The sequence below is a fragment of the Pseudomonas sp. H2_A10 genome, from assembly GCF_054680085.1.
This window is the reverse complement of sequence record NZ_CP162821.1, coordinates 4,627,547-4,643,382: the sequence shown is the minus strand read 5'-3', so window position 1 is coordinate 4,643,382 and position 15,836 is coordinate 4,627,547. Positions and strand designations below refer to the sequence as shown.

At 62.3% G+C, this 15,836-nt stretch carries 13 protein-coding genes and 1 pseudogene; 1 reads left to right on the top strand and 13 read right to left on the bottom strand.

Features of this window, described 5'->3' with window-relative positions; translation table 11 throughout:
* The 11 genes and pseudogenes from ddpX to oxdA all read right to left on the bottom strand — a co-directional run bounded on the left by ddpX (nt 1) and on the right by oxdA (nt 11,778).
* Nucleotides 1–558 carry a D-alanyl-D-alanine dipeptidase gene (gene ddpX, locus AB4O23_RS21500; protein WP_460060477.1) on the bottom strand — a complete coding sequence of 186 codons (558 nt, stop codon included), beginning with the start codon at nt 556–558 and terminating at the stop codon, nt 1–3.
* A 44-nt stretch (nt 559–602) separates the two neighbouring features.
* A complete protein-coding gene (locus AB4O23_RS21495; RefSeq protein WP_017528316.1) occupies nt 603–1,454 on the bottom strand; it encodes a MurR/RpiR family transcriptional regulator in 852 nt (283 codons plus the stop codon).
* A 454-nt stretch (nt 1,455–1,908) separates the two neighbouring features.
* Nucleotides 1,909–2,472: a TetR/AcrR family transcriptional regulator gene (locus AB4O23_RS21490; RefSeq protein WP_017528317.1), complete on the bottom strand. Its 564-nt coding sequence runs from the start codon at nt 2,470–2,472 to the stop codon at nt 1,909–1,911.
* Complete coding sequence (locus AB4O23_RS21485) at nt 2,469–4,109, bottom strand: AMP-binding protein (RefSeq protein ID WP_217856345.1); 1,641 nt, start codon at nt 4,107–4,109, stop codon at nt 2,469–2,471. The genes AB4O23_RS21490 and AB4O23_RS21485 overlap by 4 nt, the downstream gene beginning before the upstream one ends.
* A 67-nt stretch (nt 4,110–4,176) precedes the next feature.
* Nucleotides 4,177–5,469 carry a methyl-accepting chemotaxis protein gene (locus AB4O23_RS21480; RefSeq protein ID WP_460060475.1) on the bottom strand — a complete coding sequence of 431 codons (1,293 nt, stop codon included), beginning with the start codon at nt 5,467–5,469 and terminating at the stop codon, nt 4,177–4,179.
* A gap of 18 nt (nt 5,470–5,487) precedes the next feature.
* Nucleotides 5,488–6,744 (bottom strand): GTP-binding protein, encoded by a 1,257-nt coding sequence (locus AB4O23_RS21475; RefSeq protein WP_065877826.1) that lies wholly within the window; start codon nt 6,742–6,744, stop codon nt 5,488–5,490.
* Nucleotides 6,741–7,397 carry a nitrile hydratase subunit beta gene (gene nthB / locus AB4O23_RS21470; RefSeq protein WP_003173242.1) on the bottom strand — a complete coding sequence of 219 codons (657 nt, stop codon included), beginning with the start codon at nt 7,395–7,397 and terminating at the stop codon, nt 6,741–6,743. The genes AB4O23_RS21475 and nthB overlap by 4 nt, the downstream gene beginning before the upstream one ends.
* 40 nt (nt 7,398–7,437) lie before the next feature.
* On the bottom strand, nt 7,438–8,028 hold the full coding sequence (gene nthA / locus AB4O23_RS21465; protein ID WP_065877828.1) for a nitrile hydratase subunit alpha: 591 nt from the start codon (nt 8,026–8,028) through the stop codon (nt 7,438–7,440).
* 77 nt (nt 8,029–8,105) lie between these two features.
* Nucleotides 8,106–9,620 (bottom strand): amidase, encoded by a 1,515-nt coding sequence (locus AB4O23_RS21460; RefSeq protein ID WP_460150246.1) that lies wholly within the window; start codon nt 9,618–9,620, stop codon nt 8,106–8,108.
* A 151-nt stretch (nt 9,621–9,771) separates the two neighbouring features.
* The gene (locus tag AB4O23_RS21455; protein WP_068932193.1) at nt 9,772–10,638 is read right to left on the bottom strand and encodes a transporter; all 867 of its coding nucleotides are present in this window, start codon (nt 10,636–10,638) and stop codon (nt 9,772–9,774) included.
* A gap of 80 nt (nt 10,639–10,718) precedes the next feature.
* Nucleotides 10,719–11,778, bottom strand: a pseudogene (gene oxdA / locus AB4O23_RS21450) (aliphatic aldoxime dehydratase).
* 505 nt (nt 11,779–12,283) lie between these two features.
* Here oxdA and AB4O23_RS21445 point away from each other — a divergent pair.
* Nucleotides 12,284–13,219, top strand: coding sequence for an AraC-like ligand-binding domain-containing protein (locus tag AB4O23_RS21445; protein WP_065877830.1), 936 nt, complete (start codon nt 12,284–12,286; stop codon nt 13,217–13,219).
* Between the two features lie 109 nt (nt 13,220–13,328).
* On the opposite strand, the gene AB4O23_RS21440 is transcribed toward AB4O23_RS21445, so the two are convergent.
* Nucleotides 13,329–14,741, bottom strand: a complete 1,413-nt coding sequence (locus AB4O23_RS21440; protein ID WP_017528326.1) for an aldehyde dehydrogenase family protein — start codon at nt 14,739–14,741, stop codon at nt 13,329–13,331.
* Nucleotides 14,738–15,796 (bottom strand): homoserine dehydrogenase, encoded by a 1,059-nt coding sequence (locus tag AB4O23_RS21435; protein ID WP_017528327.1) that lies wholly within the window; start codon nt 15,794–15,796, stop codon nt 14,738–14,740. The genes AB4O23_RS21440 and AB4O23_RS21435 overlap by 4 nt, the downstream gene beginning before the upstream one ends.
* Nucleotides 15,797–15,836: the final 40 nt, after the last annotated feature.

The window sequence follows — 15,836 nt, the reverse complement described above, 5'->3', positions numbered from 1 at the left end:
TCAAGGGGCGGGCGCGACTGACGGGTCGTCAATCAGTGGGTACTGCTGTGCATCAGGTAATTCGTAATGCCACCACTCGCTGTCTATGTAGGTGAATCCGGACGCGAGCATGATCCCTAGCAGGATCAAGCGGTTCTGTTGCACCTGGGGAGGAAGATCAACATAGAACTGGTGCGACTTTTCGCGCATGTCGTCAAACCCGGTGCCCATATCCAATGCCTTGCCATTGGCATCGATCAGCGTGAGATCGACGGCCACGCCGCGACTGTGATGCGAGCCCAGGGCGGGGTCGCGAACGTATTCGGCATTGGGCAGCGCGGCCCACAACAGGTATTGAGCGTACGGCGGCCGGTAGGCGTCGAGAATGCGCAGGCTCAAACCCGCCTGGTGGGCCAGTTGGCAGGCCTTGCGCAGGCAGGCGTGAGCGTCGGGCTGTAACAGGCAGCGCGGGTCCTGATAGATCTGTTTGCCGGCCAGGTTATCGGCCCTGGCGTACACCAGGTCGACCTCGATTTTCAACGCCTGGGCATCCACTTCGATGAGGGGGGTGTTATTCACTTCAAGGCTCCAGCACAGACGTTGAATGGGGCATCGCCACGTGATCAATCAAATTGACCGAACAGTTGTTGCAACTCGCGGTTCCTTGCCAGGCGTTCATCCAGGCTGTCGCCCAGTTGCTCGGCCACTGCGGAAACGATCAGGTTGAGCAGGCAGGAAAGCGGCGCCAGCGAGTCCCAGAATTGCCCCACGTCCGAATCCAGTTGAAGCAGGTCATGCGGATAATCCCGTGCCCAGGGGCACTGAAAATCGGTAATGAAGGCCAGCGGCAGGTGCTGTTGGTGGGCGACATCGCAGAAGGTCCGCGCCACGGCTGAATACATACGAAAATCCGCAATCACTGCGTAGGGGTTTTCGAATTGAGAATTCAACGACTCCGCATAGGTGCCCGACAGGCCATCCACGTAATAGACCTTGGGCCTGATGTACTCCAGGTGGCTGAAGAAGGCATTCAGAATGCCACGCGTCGACTGGATGCCGACGATAAACACCGCATCGGCGGTGCACAGCCGGTCGACGATCCGCGCGAACGTGGGCCCACGCGCCAGCGCATACACGCGCTGGATGGCTTCGACTTCACGCTTCATTGACCGCTCAAGCGTATCGCCATGGACCTTTTCCTCACGAAACGCCCCCAGCCTGTCAGTGATGACCCAGGCGCTGTCGTCATCGTCACGCAGGCTTTTTTTCACATCGTCAATGTTGCGATAACCCAGCGAGCGCAAGAATCGGCCGACCGATATGCCGGTGGTATCCGTCTGCTGCGCAATGCTGTCCGCGGTCTCGAACGGCAGTTTCTGCGGGTTGGCCAGCAGGTAGCCGGCAATCCGTTTACCGGTCGGCGTGAGGTCGGCGAACCGGCTGTCCAGCATGTCCAGGAAACCTGTTTTGTCCATGAGAAGCCCGCAGCGGTATCAAAAAGTCTGGCCAAAATGTTATCGAAGGATCATTTGTGGCGTTTGTGTTATCAACATAACACGGCGAAATTTCGCTGTCCCCAGGTTTTTTCAACGATTTTATCGGGCGGTTTCAACGTGCCTCATGGCAGTGCGTGGGCATGGCGGATGGGCCTGCGAGGTGCAAAAGAAACTGGATATCGAACGAAGCACGGGGGCGCGATGGCGTTTCGTTGTCGTGAGGTTGCTCACGTGACGGCCGGACAGCGGGTAGACATCTACTTGATGCGCCGCGACCTAAATGTGGGGTGTCAGTTAGGTCGTCGTTTGTCCCCGAGCCGTCACGGGGGGAGCAAGCTCCCTCATTCCAGGTTCAGGCCCACCCCAACGTCGTGTAGACACCCAGGCCCGAATGGACCCGCTTGCCGGCGTGGCGTTGCGCGCAATACCCGGCTCAAGGCAGCGACTTGATGGCCTGCACGAGCGCGTTGACGAGGGTCCTGGTAATGACGCGGCGCTGAGTGCGCTCCATCAACGGGTTCAACCAGGCGGGCAGGCTGTTGAGCATGGGCAGGATGACCGTGAGCGCACCCTCGCGCAAAGGGCCGCCAGGTCCTTGGCCGAGCTGTTCGACCAAACTCAGTATTTCTGCCTCATAGGCCTCTCTCGCTCGCCGGACACTGTCTTGCATCGACGCGCTCAGGCAGCCGGCGTCCATGACGGCCAGCTTGAAGTGCGCGTGCATGTGTTCGTGCAATTGAAGATGGCACTCGATCAGTTTTGTCAGGCGTTGCGCGGGCGTCAGTCGGCGTTTCCTGATCTGCTCAACGTGCGACAGCAACGCCTGGTACAGCTCCATCAACCACTGGAACAGCAGCGCTTCCTTGCTCTCGACATGGTGATAAATCGCGCCCGGGCTGATGCCCACGTGAGCCGCCAGTTCGCGCATGCTGACCTGGCTGAAGCTGCGGGCCTGGAACAACTCCAGCGCTCGGTGCTGGAATTCCTCCTGTGTCATGCGTCGAGCGCCTGTTGTTTGGCGATTTCCTGGTTGCGCAGAATGAACCGCTGCAGCTTGCCACTAGGCGTCTTGGGCAACTGTTCGACGAACTCGATTTCGCGCGGATAAGCATGGGCGGCCAGGCGCTCCCGCACGTGCAGGCGCAGGGTTTCCGCCAACTCGGCGCCTGGCGGGTACTGGGTATTGAGTACGACAAACGCTTTGATCAGCTCGGTGCGTTGCGGGTCGGGCTTGCCGATCACGGCCGCTTCGACCACCGCCGGGTGTTCGATCAGCGCGCTTTCGACATCGAAAGGCCCGACGCGGTAGCCGGACGTGGTGATCACGTCGTCGTTACGGCCGACGAAGCTGATACTGCCGTCGTCATTGAACTCCACGATGTCGCCGCTCAAGTAATAACGGCCGACGAAGGCCTTGGTGGGCATCTCGAAGTAGCCGTTGAACCAGCACAATGGCGAGTGCTCGCGATCCACCGCCAGCACGCCTGGCCGGCCCTTCGGCAATTCACGGGCGGCCTCGTCCAGCACGACAATCCGGTACCCGGGTACCGCATAACCGGCCGAGCCCTCACGTATCGGGTGGCGCAGGCCGTGATGATTGCACAGCACCATGCCGATTTCAGTCTGGCCATAATGGTCGTGGATAACCACGCCGAGCTGTTCGGCGAACCAACGGATGACTTGCGGGTTGAGCGGCTCGCCGGCGCTGCTGACCGCGCGCAAGTGGCCACGCACGGCGCTGGCGAACTCGGCCCCTGCCGCGATCAACAAGCGGTAGGCGGTGGGCGAACCCGCCAGGTTGCTGATCGCGTACTTGGCGATGATCTGGCAGGTGCTGTCCACCGTGAACGGGCCGTCATAGAACAGCGTGGCATGGCCGCACGCCAAAGGGCCGGTCACCGCGTAATAAAGACCATAGGCCCAACCGGGGTCGGCCAGGTTCCAGAAGCGATCGTCCTCACGCAGGTCAATCGCATCACGCATATAACCCTTGAAGGCCAGAATGGCCCTCAGCGGTACTTCCAGCGGCTTGGCCGGCCCCGTGGTGCCCGACGTGCACATCAGCAAAAAGGGCGCGTCGGCGTCCAGCATCTCGGGGGGGCACTCAGCCGGCTGGCGCTCCAGCATGCTCCAGAAATCGTAATCGCTTGAGAGCCTTGCGTGGCCGCCGGTGACGAGGATGCGGGGGCAGTCGGGAATGTCGTCCAGCTTGGGACGGTTGTGCGCATCGGTCACGATCCAGCGTGTCCCGGAGCAGCCCAGGCGCTGCTCGATCGCCTTGGGCCCGAAGGCGGTAAACAGGGGCTGGTACACCGCGCCGATGCGCCAGGTGCCCAAAATGGCGATCAACAGTTCAACCGTGCGGGGCATCAGGCCCGCCACACGGTCGCCCGGCTTGACCCCTTGCTCGCGCAAGAAATTGCCGAAGCGCGCCGCGTACGCCTGCAACTCGCTGAAGGTGTAGCGCGTGGCGCGGCCATCGCGCGTTTCGCAGTACAACGCCACGGCATTGCCGTGGGCGTGCCGGTCGCAGCATTCGATGCAGGCGTTCAAGGCATTCAGTTTGCCGTGCAAGTCCTGGGCAGCCAGTTGCAGATAGTCGAAGGAGGTCACTGCTGAGTCGTAATCGCGCATAACGTACCTGATTGTTATTGTTGGAATGTGTTGTGTGCCCGCGTCGAGCGAAGGCGTGTCGATCCGGCTAGTTGTCCATCATCTCGGCCGCTTGCCGGGTCGCCTGGCTGGTTCGGGTGGCAAGCTTGCGAACCTCATCGGCGACCACCGCAAACCCGCGCCCGGCGTCGCCTGCCCGCGCCGCCTCGATGGCGGCGTTCAACGCCAACAGGTTGGTCTGGCTGGCAATGCCCTGGATGGTGGCGACGATTTGCGTCAACTTGCTGAGGGTTTCCTGCATCACCCGATGTTGCTGTGCCTGCGCCTCGCGCATCGCGCTTTCTTCATGGTGGGCATGGATATCGGTAATGGCGCCTACCACCCTCTGCGGCGAACCGTCCGCGGCGCGGCGCGTTTGCCCACGGCCGCGGAACCAGCGGTAACTGCCATTTTTGTGTTTAAGGCGATAGTCCACGTCGAACGGCGTCTTGCCGCTGCGGTCGTCGACGTGCGCGACAAACGCTGCAATCGCCCGTGCGCTATCGTCGGGATGCAGGCGCGAGGTCCAGCTTTCCAGGGTGTTGGGGAACTCCTCGACCGTGTTGCAGCCCAGCAGCCGGCGCATTTGCGAAGACCACCAAATCGTATTTTTCGGGTTCGCCGGGTCGCCGGCCACGACTTCAATGTCCCAGAGCCCGTCGTGGAGCATTTCCCGGGCGATGTCGAAACGAGTGGCCGCCAGTTCGAGCGTCTCGTTGTGCAGGTGTTGCTCGTGGACATCACGCAGGGTCCCACCGATGGCCACAGGCAAGCCTTGCGCATCGCGCCGCGAAACACCGCTGATGCTGCACCAGCGATAGTCACCGCCGCTTGCGGACCTCATCCGCGCCCTCAACGCAAAGGGCGTGCGCCCACTGCGGTCGGCCAGGTGCCGGCCGAGCGTCTCCAGGTGCGCTTGCCGGTCAGCCGGGTGCAGCTGTTCGCTCCAGCACGCCAACTGATCGATACCCTGGGTCTGGATCGACGTAGACCCTGTCCACTCCAGCGCACACTCCGGCGCAGGTGCAGCGCTGTCATCCAGGCCCAGCTCCCAGAACAGTTCATCCGCCCCGCGGGTGATCAATGCCCAGCGCGCTTGCAACTGCCGCAACTGGCTGTCGCTACGGGTCAGGCGTTCGTCCAGTTGCGTCACCTCCAGCGTCAACGCGCGGGTCTGCTCGTTGAGGCTGCGCCGCTCTTGCAGCAACCGCTCGACGCCGGCCAGGATGCGGCGCAACAGCGGGTGGTTCGACGACAGCGGCGTGTTCGCCTGATCAGGCTGGTCCAGCCTGTCGGCGAGCGGTGCCAGTACCCAGCGGGTGGTTCGGCTGAAAAAAAGCATGGAGCACCTCTACCTCGGTCAAGTGGGATCTGCCGGCAAGGACGGCGTCGGCGCCGACAAGGCCCGGCTGTCAAAGGCCGCCGCCCCCGGCAGGGCTTGCCAGGCCGACGGGCCGGCGGCGATTTCCTCGGCGCTCAGCAGGCAGGCGTCGAGTTCGCGTTGCAATGCGTGGGTATCCAGGTCCTGGCCGATGAAGACCAACTCTTGCCGACAGTCGCCGACAACGCTGTCCCATTTGTCCATCAGACTCTGCAACCGATACGCATCACGCGGCCATTGCGACGGCTCGATGAAATTCCACCAGCGCCCGACATAGTCCCATTGGAACTGCCTGCCGCTTTGCGCCAGCAGGCCGGTTTCCAGGTGCCGGCTGGCGAGCCAGAAATAACCTTTGCTGCGCAACAGCCGTCCGTTGTTCCAGGGGCGATTGAGAAAGTCGAGCAAGCGCTGAGGGTGAAAAGGCGCGCGTTCGCGGTAGACCCAGGAGGTCACGCCATAGGTGTGCGTCTCGGAGGCTGCTGCGTCGCTCGCTTCCATCTGCCTCATCCAGCCCGGTGCCGCCGCAAGGCTGGGTAAATCAAACAGGTGGGTACCGAGGATGCCGGATAACTCGGTATTGCCGTGCGCCATGGGCACGATCCGCGCGCTGGGGTTAAGGCCGGCGAGGATCGCATGCACGGCCTGGTAACCTGCTTCGTCGAGCAGGTCGAGCTTGTTGACCAGAATGACGTTGGCGTATTCCACCTGTTCGATCAGCAGATCCGCCAGAGGGCGCATCGGCGTATGCGCCTGTGCGTCGTCGCGGGCAACCGTGTGTGGTGATTCGAGCAACGCCTGAAAGCGGCTGCCATCGACCACCGTCACCAAGGTATCGAGCCGCGCCAGTTCGCTGAGGCTGAAGCCTTCCGCGTCGAGGAAGGCGAACGTTTCCGCGACCGGCATCGGTTCAGAGATACCGGTGGACTCAATGAGCAGGTAATCGAAACGCTGCTGGCGTGACAGGGCACTGATCTGCTCCAGCAGATCGGCGCGCAGTGTGCAGCAGATACAACCGTTGCTCATCTCGATCAACTCGTCGCGACCACGGTGCAGCGACACGTCGCGCTGCACCTCGGCGGCGTCGATGTTGACGTCGCTCATGTCATTGACGATGACCGCCACGCGCAGGCCTTCACGGTTGCGCAGGATATGGTTGAGCAGGGTGGTCTTGCCGGCGCCGAGGAAGCCGGAAAGCACCGTCACCGGCAGTCGGCCTGTCAGGGCGCCGTCCATCATGCGCTCACCGGGCGGTCGGCGTGGTCCAGATAGCTTTCGAACAGGTCGACCACCACGAACCCCTCATCGGCCGCATCGCCCCACAGGTCTTTCACGCGAAACTCGACATGGTAGGTCGGCTGATGCGCCGCGCTCGTATCGCCATGGCCAATCGCGTCCGGGAACGGCCACGTCTGTGAGGTGCGGTGCAGTACCACACCGTGCTTGCCGCGCACGTAGGCCGGCATGCGCACATGCCCGGCCACGTACTCGTCTCGCACCACCACCCGGTCGCCCACCTCGAAGGGCGCGCGGCCGGTGATCGCCGGGCGCCCGTTGGCGTGTGCGGGGTTTGCCAGCTTGAAGTGCGAGCCCAAGGCCTGATCAAGCTCGGCCTGGGTGATCACGCCGGTTTCAACCAGCAAGGTGGCGGTGGCGATGACATAGCGTTCGTAGTACTGGGTGCCGACATGCTGGCGAACGTCCAGGCGTTCGACGGCATGACGCACTTCGTCCACGCTGAACTTCTTCAAGTGATCGGCACCGATGAACATCAAGCTGTAGGCCAGGTGTTCCCAGTCCTGCTTGAATACCGGTTGGTAGCTCAGGCTGTTGATGGTGTGGGGGACTTTGCCAAAGCCTTGGAAACCGCCGAGATCGTGAAAGCCATCCATAATGAAAACTCCGGGAATTGAACGGTGATGCGTGGTTTGTTCAGCCAACGCGGGGCAGGGCGACACCAATCAGCACGTCTTTGGTCACCAGGTTCTGCAGCTGCTCTTGCGTCATGTGCTCGGAGCCTTCAGGCCTGACCGGCAGCACCAGGTAACGGGTTTCGGCGCTGGTGTCCCAGACCTTGACCACCACGTCACCCGGCAGCTGCGTCCCCAGTTCGCGCAGCACGGTGCGGCCTTCCCGGACCAGGCGCGCACGGAACTCAAAGCCCTTGTACCACTCAGGCGGCAGGCCCAGGACAGGCCAGTTGGTGCACGAGCACAGGCTGCAGACAATCACGTTCTTGACCCCGGGCGTGTCCTCCAGCGCGACGATGTACTCGCCCTGCGGGCCGGTGTAGCCGAACTGGGCGCACGCGGCGGTGCCGTCCTTGAGCAACAGTGCACGAAACTGCGGGTCGACCCAGGCCTTGGCGACCACGCGGGCGCCATTTTGCGGGCTCCATTCGTGCGCCATCAGTTGCGTCATGTGTTCGATGTAGCCCTCGGGGATCAGGTCCTTTTGCTTGAGCACCTGCAATAGCGCCTGTGCGCGTTCGCCGGGCGTAGAGGGGGTGTGTTGGCTGGTCATCAGTGGATTCCTCATCGTTGAACTTCGAAGCAGCGCCTGGCGGCTTTATTTTTTTTGCGCTGCATGGGACGAACCGGTCAGGCGTTTTTCCAGTCGACAGCCGCTTCGAACGCGGCGGCAGCCTGGTAAATCGTGCCTTCGGCATAGTGCTTGCCCACCAGCATGAGCCCGACCGGTAACCCCTCCACCAGGCCACAGGGAATCGACATGGCCGGATGGCCGGTGATGTCCTGGGCAGAGGCGTTGCCGATCATTTCCAGAGCGCGCGCCACGTAATCGGTGATCGAGCAACCCGGCTCCGGGTGGGGCTGGGCAATGATCGGCACGGTCGGCATCACCAGCAGGTCATAGCGTGCCAAGGCCGCGTCATAACCGGCCCGTGCCAGCCGCCTGAGGTTTTGCGCCTTGGCGTAGTAACGCCCGTTGTAGCGCTCGACCCCGTATTGGCCGACGAACATGCACAGCTTCAGGGACGCGGACAGGTCATCCGCCTGTTCGCGCCATCCGGCTTGTTTGTCCAGTAACGCAAGGTCGTACAGCCCTTTCCAGTTAAAACCGGCGCCATTGCCGTGCATCATCTGCATGGTCAGACCTTCACAGCCGATCGGGTGCCACAGGGCGCCGGCAATCGCATGTTCGGCAACCGACACGTCCTCCACCTGCGCGCCCAACCGCTCAAACTGGGCAATGGCATTGCGCACCGAGGCGGCGACGCGCGGGTCCTGGTTGGCCAGTTCAAAGCCTTCGCGCAAAACGCCGATCCTGAGCCCTTTCACACCACGGTCCAGGTAAGCGCTGTACGTGTCGACCTGCGGCGCGGCCTGGCGCGGGTCGAGGCCGTCGGCGCCGGCCATGACCTCCAGCATCAACGCGTTGTCGCGCACGGTGGCAGTGATGGGGCCGGCATGGTCGATGGTTGCTTCAATGGCCATGATGCCGGTGTAAGGCACCAGGCCGTGGGTCGGTTTCATCCCGTAGGTGCCGCAGAATGCGGAAGGAATCCGGATAGAGCCGCCTTGATCTCCGCCCACCGCCAGGTCGACCTCGCCCGCGGCAACCAGCGCCGCGCTGCCGGAGGACGAGCCACCCGAGGCAAAACCGTGACGGTAGGGGTTATGCACCGGCGCCGGGTCGGAGGTGTGACTGCCGCCGGACAGGCAGTAATGCTCGCAGGTGGCTTTGCCGAGGATGGTTGCGCCCGCATCCAGCAGGCGGGTGACAACGGTGGCATCGAACGCGGGCACAAAGCCCTCCAGCGGCTTGGCGCCGTTCATCATCGGAACGCCGGTCAGCGAGATATTGTCCTTGAGCGCAACCGTCTTGCCCGCCAGCTTGCCTTCGCGGGCACCGTTGACTTCGGTGCGGTAATACCAGGCGTTGAGCGGGTTGTGCGCCGCCGAGGGGCGATAGCCCGCAGTGCGTTCATACCGCGTCGGCGGGACGAAGTCGGGCAGTGCGTCAATCAGGTCATAGGCGTCGAAACTCGCCTGCATAAGGGTCAGGTATTCACTGGCTTGCTCGGGGCTGAGCCGCATATGCAGGCGGCTCGTCATGTCCAGTAGCTGCTCAAGGGTGGGGCGAACGATTGCCATGGAGGGCAGTCCTTATCGTAAGTGGCCTGGCGCTCAAGATAATCCGCGCCTGCGGGCAGAGGCTTGGTTGAAACGGACAGCGACTTGGCTGGGCCGGACACCCCCCGGCGCTGAGCGCGAGGGGCGGTCGGCCGCTGTCTTCGGGAGCGCCTTAAAACACGCGCGCGTAGCGCAGGTTCATCCGGAAGTCCTCCCTGGCCCCGTTGTCCACCGACAGGTCCTTGCCCAATTGCAGCTGGATCTGGTCCTGGGGCGTGACGAACTTGGTGGCCGTCAGGCGCACGTTGGTGGTTCCCAGTTCGTTATCTTGGTTGACGTGCTCGATGTTGGTCTCACCGCCCCAGGTCCGTCCGAAGCCGATCCCGAACGCGGTGGTGGCATCGGGCATATAGCGCCCCATCACCTGTGCTGCGTAGGACACGTCCTGCTTTAGCCGGTCGGCATTGGCGCCGTAGTCGGTGTTATCGCCATACCAGGTCGCGCCGCCCACCATGTCCATCGCCCAGTGTTCCGTGAAGTGCTTGACGTAGGCGCTCTGCAGTTCGAATTTCCAGCGGTTCTCACCGATGTTGAGCGCGTCATCTTTGTCGTAGGTGCCCGTGGGCACATATACATAGGGGGCGATACTGAGGGTGTCGCGAGCAGCGTTGAACCGCCACTTCAGCGGCGCCGTCAGGATCAAGTCGCCAATCCCGCGCGTACTGCCCAGGGCCGAGGCGTCACCGTCGCTGGAGACGTGCCCAAAGGGCAGCAGGAACTGTGGGTCGATAGTGACGGTGTCGCTCAACGCATACACATGCAGCAGACGCAGGATGCCGACGTCAGAATTCAGCCTGAAATCCGAGCTTGCCTTATGGCCGTTGGCGTAGGCCGAGTCGGTGGTGGCGTGCTGGTAATAGATCGCACCGATGGTCGCGCCCACGGGGTATTGCTCATAGTCGCCAGGGGCGACCTCAACGGCCTGAGCCTGGAGCATCGGCAATACCGTGGTAAGTGTCAGCAAGCGGATCTTGTTCATGGTGTGTTCCTCGCAAAGGGATGCCGTGCCACCCGGTAAGGTGGCAAGCCAGCGAAAATGGGCGTTCAGCGTGCGAATGCTCAGGCGGTTGCCGCTTGTGCGTCCCGCAGCATCCCGGTGTGCGGATGGCAGTTGATGTATTCGAAAAGCTGACTCTTGGCGTCCGACACCGACACTTCGTGGTACAGCCGTAGCTTTTTCAAACCGGCGGCCACACGGAAGAACGTCACGAAAATGCGCAAGTGGGTAGGGTGCGACTCGGCCCAGCGTTCGAGTTTCTCCACCGAACGCCAGTGGCCGATGTTGTAGCTGACATCGAGAAAGTTGCCGTCCAGGTCGATATTGCGCACGAACCGGTTGCTGTAGCAGCCCAGGGGTTGGCCGTTGTCACGCAGGAAGTCCATGCCGTCCTGCAGGGTCGGCAGGATTTCGTCGAGGTACAGCGAGCGTTCGTCCGCCTCGGCATCCGCCCAGTCCTGGCCTCGAACGAATCAGCGTTAGGTTGTCATGCCCCATGACCACGACACGCCCACCCTTGGCCTGGTCACCCGCGATCACTTGCAGTTCGGTCGTAGGCTTCATCCAGTCTGTCTGGGAGATGGGGAAGCGGTCGCGCATCGAGCCCCAGTAACCGTGTTCCTCGATTTCGCCACTGGTCGTGTCCATGACCGCGCCGACACCGGGCAGGTTGTCCTGGAAGGCGTACAGCGTCTCGAATTGCTCGGCACGCGGCGCGCTGATTTCACGGAAATAACCCAGGCCGTCGCTGAGGCGGTCCTGCGAAGCCCACCAGTCGTTCACCGGCGCCGAGCGCAGCCAGCGACAGTGGGCGCCGGGGTCTTTCCAGTAGCCCACGACAATCAGATTGTCGAAGCCGCTGCTGTCGGTGTGGTGGGTCAGATCATGGGTCTGCGGGCCATCGGCCAGGCTGAAACTGCCGACGATGTGACGCATGGCTTGCAGTGCGGCCTCGCGCTGGGCCTCGCCGCGATATTGCACGCCGAGGTAAGCCATCACCACCTGTTCCAGCTGTTCGTCAGCGCGGGCGACCCACATCGGGAAGGGCGGTTGATACTCGTCGGGCACCCGGCGGGACAGGGTGCGCGGGCATTTGAGATGGGTGTCGATTGCAGATTCCATGGTGAGCTCCTCGTTATTTTCGTTCAGGCCTACGGGTGGGCGTCAGCGCTGCGGCGGTAGCCGCTCGATGCAGCAACTTCATGGCCCCCCATTCGATCAACCAACAAGCCGACTCTTCAGGTACCAGGTCGCGCACCTGTAGAAGCCAGGAGGCATCAGACAGGCGTTGTGCGTAGGGTCGATGCATGGCGTGCCTCATCAGCGGGGGTATGAGCTGCTGTGAGGAGGAAATTAGGCGGGACGGCGAGGGGCCGCTTGGTTCGTCAAGACAACCGTTTGGTTGGAAAAGACACGCTGGAACTGCCGGCCCGCCGATGATCGGCGTTGGTGCACGGCGACCTTTAAGTGAGCAGGGCGAAGGCAACCTTTGCCGCCCCGGCGCGCGGATAACCAGGTTGGGCGCCTGGGGCCGATGAAAATGTGCTTGGCCTATTAATTGCTAACAGTGACAGGTCAGTTACACCTTCTCGCGCTGTTACGACATCGCTGTACCGAGGTCCGTGCCATGAACCCAAGCACCCAGTATTCGACCCTTGCCGTTCCTGCACCACGTCGCTTTGATTACTGGAAAGAAGTGGTCTGTCGCCATTGCCTGGCGGCCGATAGCAAACCCTTGTCCCAGAGCAGTTTCGATGGCGCGCTGGCGGTCAATACCGTCGGCGATCTGGACCTGTGTTCACTGTCCTCGCCACTGCATTATTGGGAGCGCTCCGAGCGGCACCTGCGCAGCGGTCCGGCGGAGGATCTGTGGTTGGGTTTCGCTCGAAATGGCCATGGTCAAATTGAACAAGGCTCAAGAAAAGCCAACCTGGCCGCGGGCAATTTGTTTCTTTATGACGCAACCCAGGCGTTTCGATTCAGCTTCGGTGGTACCGAAAACCACTTGGTGCGGATTCCGCGAGCCTTGCTCACCGAGCGTCTGCCGCGCATTGCGGAGTACACCGCAATGGTCCTCGATGACCGCCGCCCTGGCGTCATTCCCTTGCGTGAAATGCTGCGTCAGGCTGCGAATACGCCGGCGTCGCTGCAGGATGAGCACATCGCCAAGCGTTATTCGACGGCCTTGCTTGACCTGCTGGTGCTCAGCCTGGAACTCCAGGACCTGAACACCACCCACCAGGAACTGGACCTGTATGGGCGCATCATGAAGTACATCCAACGGCATCTGACCGAGCCGGACCTGTCGATCGAAATCATCGCCCAGGCGCACAATGTGTCCACCCGTACCGTCACGCGCGCCTTTGCCCGGTACCAGAAAACCCCTGTGGCGGAAATCTGGAAAGAGCGCCTGAACGCCAGCCGCGAAGCGATTGAACGCGGTCAGGTGCGCAGTGTGTCCCAGGCGGCGCTGGACTTCGGGTTTTCTGACTTCTCTCATTTCAGCCATGCGTTTCGCAAAGCCTTTGGGGTGGCGCCGAATACGCTTTTGCGCCGCGATTGAGGTGCTGATCGGCTTTCGCCTTTGACTGCGCAAGCGGCTTGATCAGCGGAAAAACGCATTGGGCGGTTGGCTGGACCGGCCCAATGCACAACTACCTGATTTGCATCGCTCAACCCAGCGTGTTCAAACACACCACCTTGGGTTGCGTCATTTCCTCATAGGCGAAGCGCACCCCCTCACGGCCCAGGCTGCCGTATTTGGAACCGCCAAACGGCATCGCATCGAAGCGATAGTCGGAGGAATCATTGATCATCACGCCGCCGGCTTCGATCCGGCGCGCAGCGGTCATCGCCGTGGCCAGATCGCGGGTGAAGATCCCGGCGTGCAGGCTGTAGTCGGGTTCGTTGGCCAGTGCGATGGCTTCCTCGAACGATTCAAACGGCTGCAACACCACCACCGGCGCGAAGACCTCGTTGCGCCAGAGGCGGCTGGCGTGATCGACGTTTTCCAGCACCGTGGCGGCGTAGCAGGCGCCCTGGCGCCGATGCCCGCAAAGCAACGTGGCGCCCTGGGCCAGTGCGTCGGCCACCACGCGCTCGGCATTCTGTGCCGCTTGTTGGGTGATCATCGGGCCGATATCGGTGGTGGCAAGCAGGGGGTTCCCGACCGTCAATGCCTCGGTCTGGCTGACGAATCGTGCCCGGAACGCCGCATAGATCGACGCATGCACCAATAGCCGCTGGGTGCCGATGCAGTTTTGCCCCGCCGCCCAGAACGCGCCCGATACGCAACTCGCCACGGTGGCCTCAAGGTCGCAGTCCGCCATGACGATCACCGGGGCGTTGCCGCCCAGGTCCATCGCCAGTTTCTTCAAGCCCGCGGTGCGGGAAATCTGCTCGCCGGTGGCAAAGCCGCCGGTAAACGAAATCATGCGAACTTCCCGCGCCGCCACCAGGGCCTTGCCCAGCTCGGCACCGCCGGTGGCAACCGTGACCACCGATTCGGGCAGCCCGGCCTCGACCAGGTACGCCACCAGTTTTATCGCCGACAACGGCGCCAGTTCGGACGGTTTGAGAATCACCGCGTTGCCACCGGCGATGGCCGGCCCGAGTTTATGGGCCACCAGGTTCAATGGGTCGTTGTAGGGCGTGATCGCGACAATCAACCCCAGGGGTTCACGGGTGAACCAGCCCTGACGCGACTCCGAGCCTTCGTACGCATCGAATGGAATCACTTCTCCGGCATTGCGCTTGGCTTCTTCGGCAGACAACTTGAGGGTGTTGATACACCGCTTGACCTCCTTTTCGGCCTGCTTGAGGGTCTTGCCGGCTTCGTCGACGATCAGCCGGGCGAACGCCCGGGCGTCGCGTTCAACGTGCAAGGCGGTCTGTTCGAGGATCTGCGCCCTGCGGTAACGCGGCAACGCAGCGCAAGCGCGAACGCCGTGGCGAGCCTGTTCCAACAGGTGCGCAACCTGCGACGCACACACGTCCGCGACGGCACCGACCGGCGTACCGTCAAAAGGGTTGAAGACCTGGATCTGCGGTGCCACGACAGTGCGGGCCAGATTCGAGACGTTCATGGGCATGTTTTCCGGTGCTGTGTGGCGCATTGATGGAGGCTGATGATGTCCGACAGCAGCGCGAACGCGGTTTCCGTGCGCCCGGCGCCAGGCCCCGAAACCGTCACCGTGCCGATCAGGTCGGTGGTGAACGACACCGCATTGGTGGCGCCGCCGATGCTGGCCAACGGATGATCGTTGCTCAACAGGCGCGGCTCGACGCTGGCGCTGACCGAGCCGTCGGCATTGCGTGTGGCGGCGCCGATCAGTTTCCAGCGGGCATTGTTCTGGCGAGCCTGCTCGATGTCGCCGAGGGTGAGGGCGCTGATACCGTTGCAGCGCACATCGTTGACATTGATTTTTGCATCGAGCAGTTCGTTGGCCAGGATCACCACCTTGAGGCGTACGTCATGGCCTTCGACATCCGCCGTCGGGTCGGCTTCGGCATACCCCAACGTCTGCGCCTGTTTGACCGCCTCGCTGAAACCCAGGCCGCTCTCCATGCGGGTGAGCACGAAGTTGGAGGTGCCGTTGAGAATGCCCTCGAAACCGCTGATGGTGCTGCCGGCCAGCAACTGCCTGGCCAGGCGGATGACCGGCGTGCCACTCATCACCGACCCTTCGTATTCAAAGCCCACCTGGTTGCGCTGGGCCAGAGCCTTCAACGCGGCACCGTGCAGGGCAATCGGCCCTTTGTTGGTGGTGACCACATGTTTGCCGTTTTCCAGCGCCCAACGACAGAACGAAGTTGCCGGCTCACCATCCACCGGGTTGGTGAACGTGGCTTCGGCAATCATGTCGGCGCCGCAGTCTTTGATCACGGCTTCATTGCTTGCCGTCGCGTCGCCGCCCGGCAATTGCGCCAACGCGCCTTCGACCACGGGCAGCGCGGCCAATGCGGCGGCATCCAGCCCTTGTCGGTTGATCACCGAGCCTTGGAACAAGTCGGTAACGCCGACGATTGTCAGGCTGAAACCCAACTCGGTTTTCCAGCGCTCATTACGCTCGGCAATCAGTTGCGCCAAGGCCCGGTTGACACCGCCGAAGCCGACCAGCGCCAGTTTGTATTCAGTCATTTTTTTATTGCCCCTGATCTGGGTGAGGAGTGGTTGTGCT

Excerpts from the sequence above, each read along its gene's own strand:
- AB4O23_RS21495 (WP_017528316.1), bottom strand. The coding sequence starts at position 1,454 with ATGGACAAAACAGGTTTCCTGGACATGCTGGACAGCCGGTTCGCCGAC.
- AB4O23_RS21490 (WP_017528317.1), bottom strand. The coding sequence starts at position 2,472 with ATGACACAGGAGGAATTCCAGCACCGAGCGCTGGAGTTGTTCCAGGCC.
- AB4O23_RS21485 (WP_217856345.1), bottom strand. The coding sequence starts at position 4,109 with ATGCGCGATTACGACTCAGCAGTGACCTCCTTCGACTATCTGCAACTG.
- AB4O23_RS21480 (WP_460060475.1), bottom strand. The coding sequence starts at position 5,469 with ATGCTTTTTTTCAGCCGAACCACCCGCTGGGTACTGGCACCGCTCGCC.
- AB4O23_RS21475 (WP_065877826.1), bottom strand. The coding sequence starts at position 6,744 with ATGATGGACGGCGCCCTGACAGGCCGACTGCCGGTGACGGTGCTTTCC.
- nthB (WP_003173242.1), bottom strand. The coding sequence starts at position 7,397 with ATGGATGGCTTTCACGATCTCGGCGGTTTCCAAGGCTTTGGCAAAGTC.
- nthA (WP_065877828.1), bottom strand. The coding sequence starts at position 8,028 with ATGACCAGCCAACACACCCCCTCTACGCCCGGCGAACGCGCACAGGCG.
- AB4O23_RS21460 (WP_460150246.1), bottom strand. The coding sequence starts at position 9,620 with ATGGCAATCGTTCGCCCCACCCTTGAGCAGCTACTGGACATGACGAGC.
- AB4O23_RS21455 (WP_068932193.1), bottom strand. The coding sequence starts at position 10,638 with ATGAACAAGATCCGCTTGCTGACACTTACCACGGTATTGCCGATGCTC.
- AB4O23_RS21445 (WP_065877830.1), top strand. The coding sequence starts at position 12,284 with ATGAACCCAAGCACCCAGTATTCGACCCTTGCCGTTCCTGCACCACGT.
- AB4O23_RS21440 (WP_017528326.1), bottom strand. The coding sequence starts at position 14,741 with ATGAACGTCTCGAATCTGGCCCGCACTGTCGTGGCACCGCAGATCCAG.
- AB4O23_RS21435 (WP_017528327.1), bottom strand. The coding sequence starts at position 15,796 with ATGACTGAATACAAACTGGCGCTGGTCGGCTTCGGCGGTGTCAACCGG.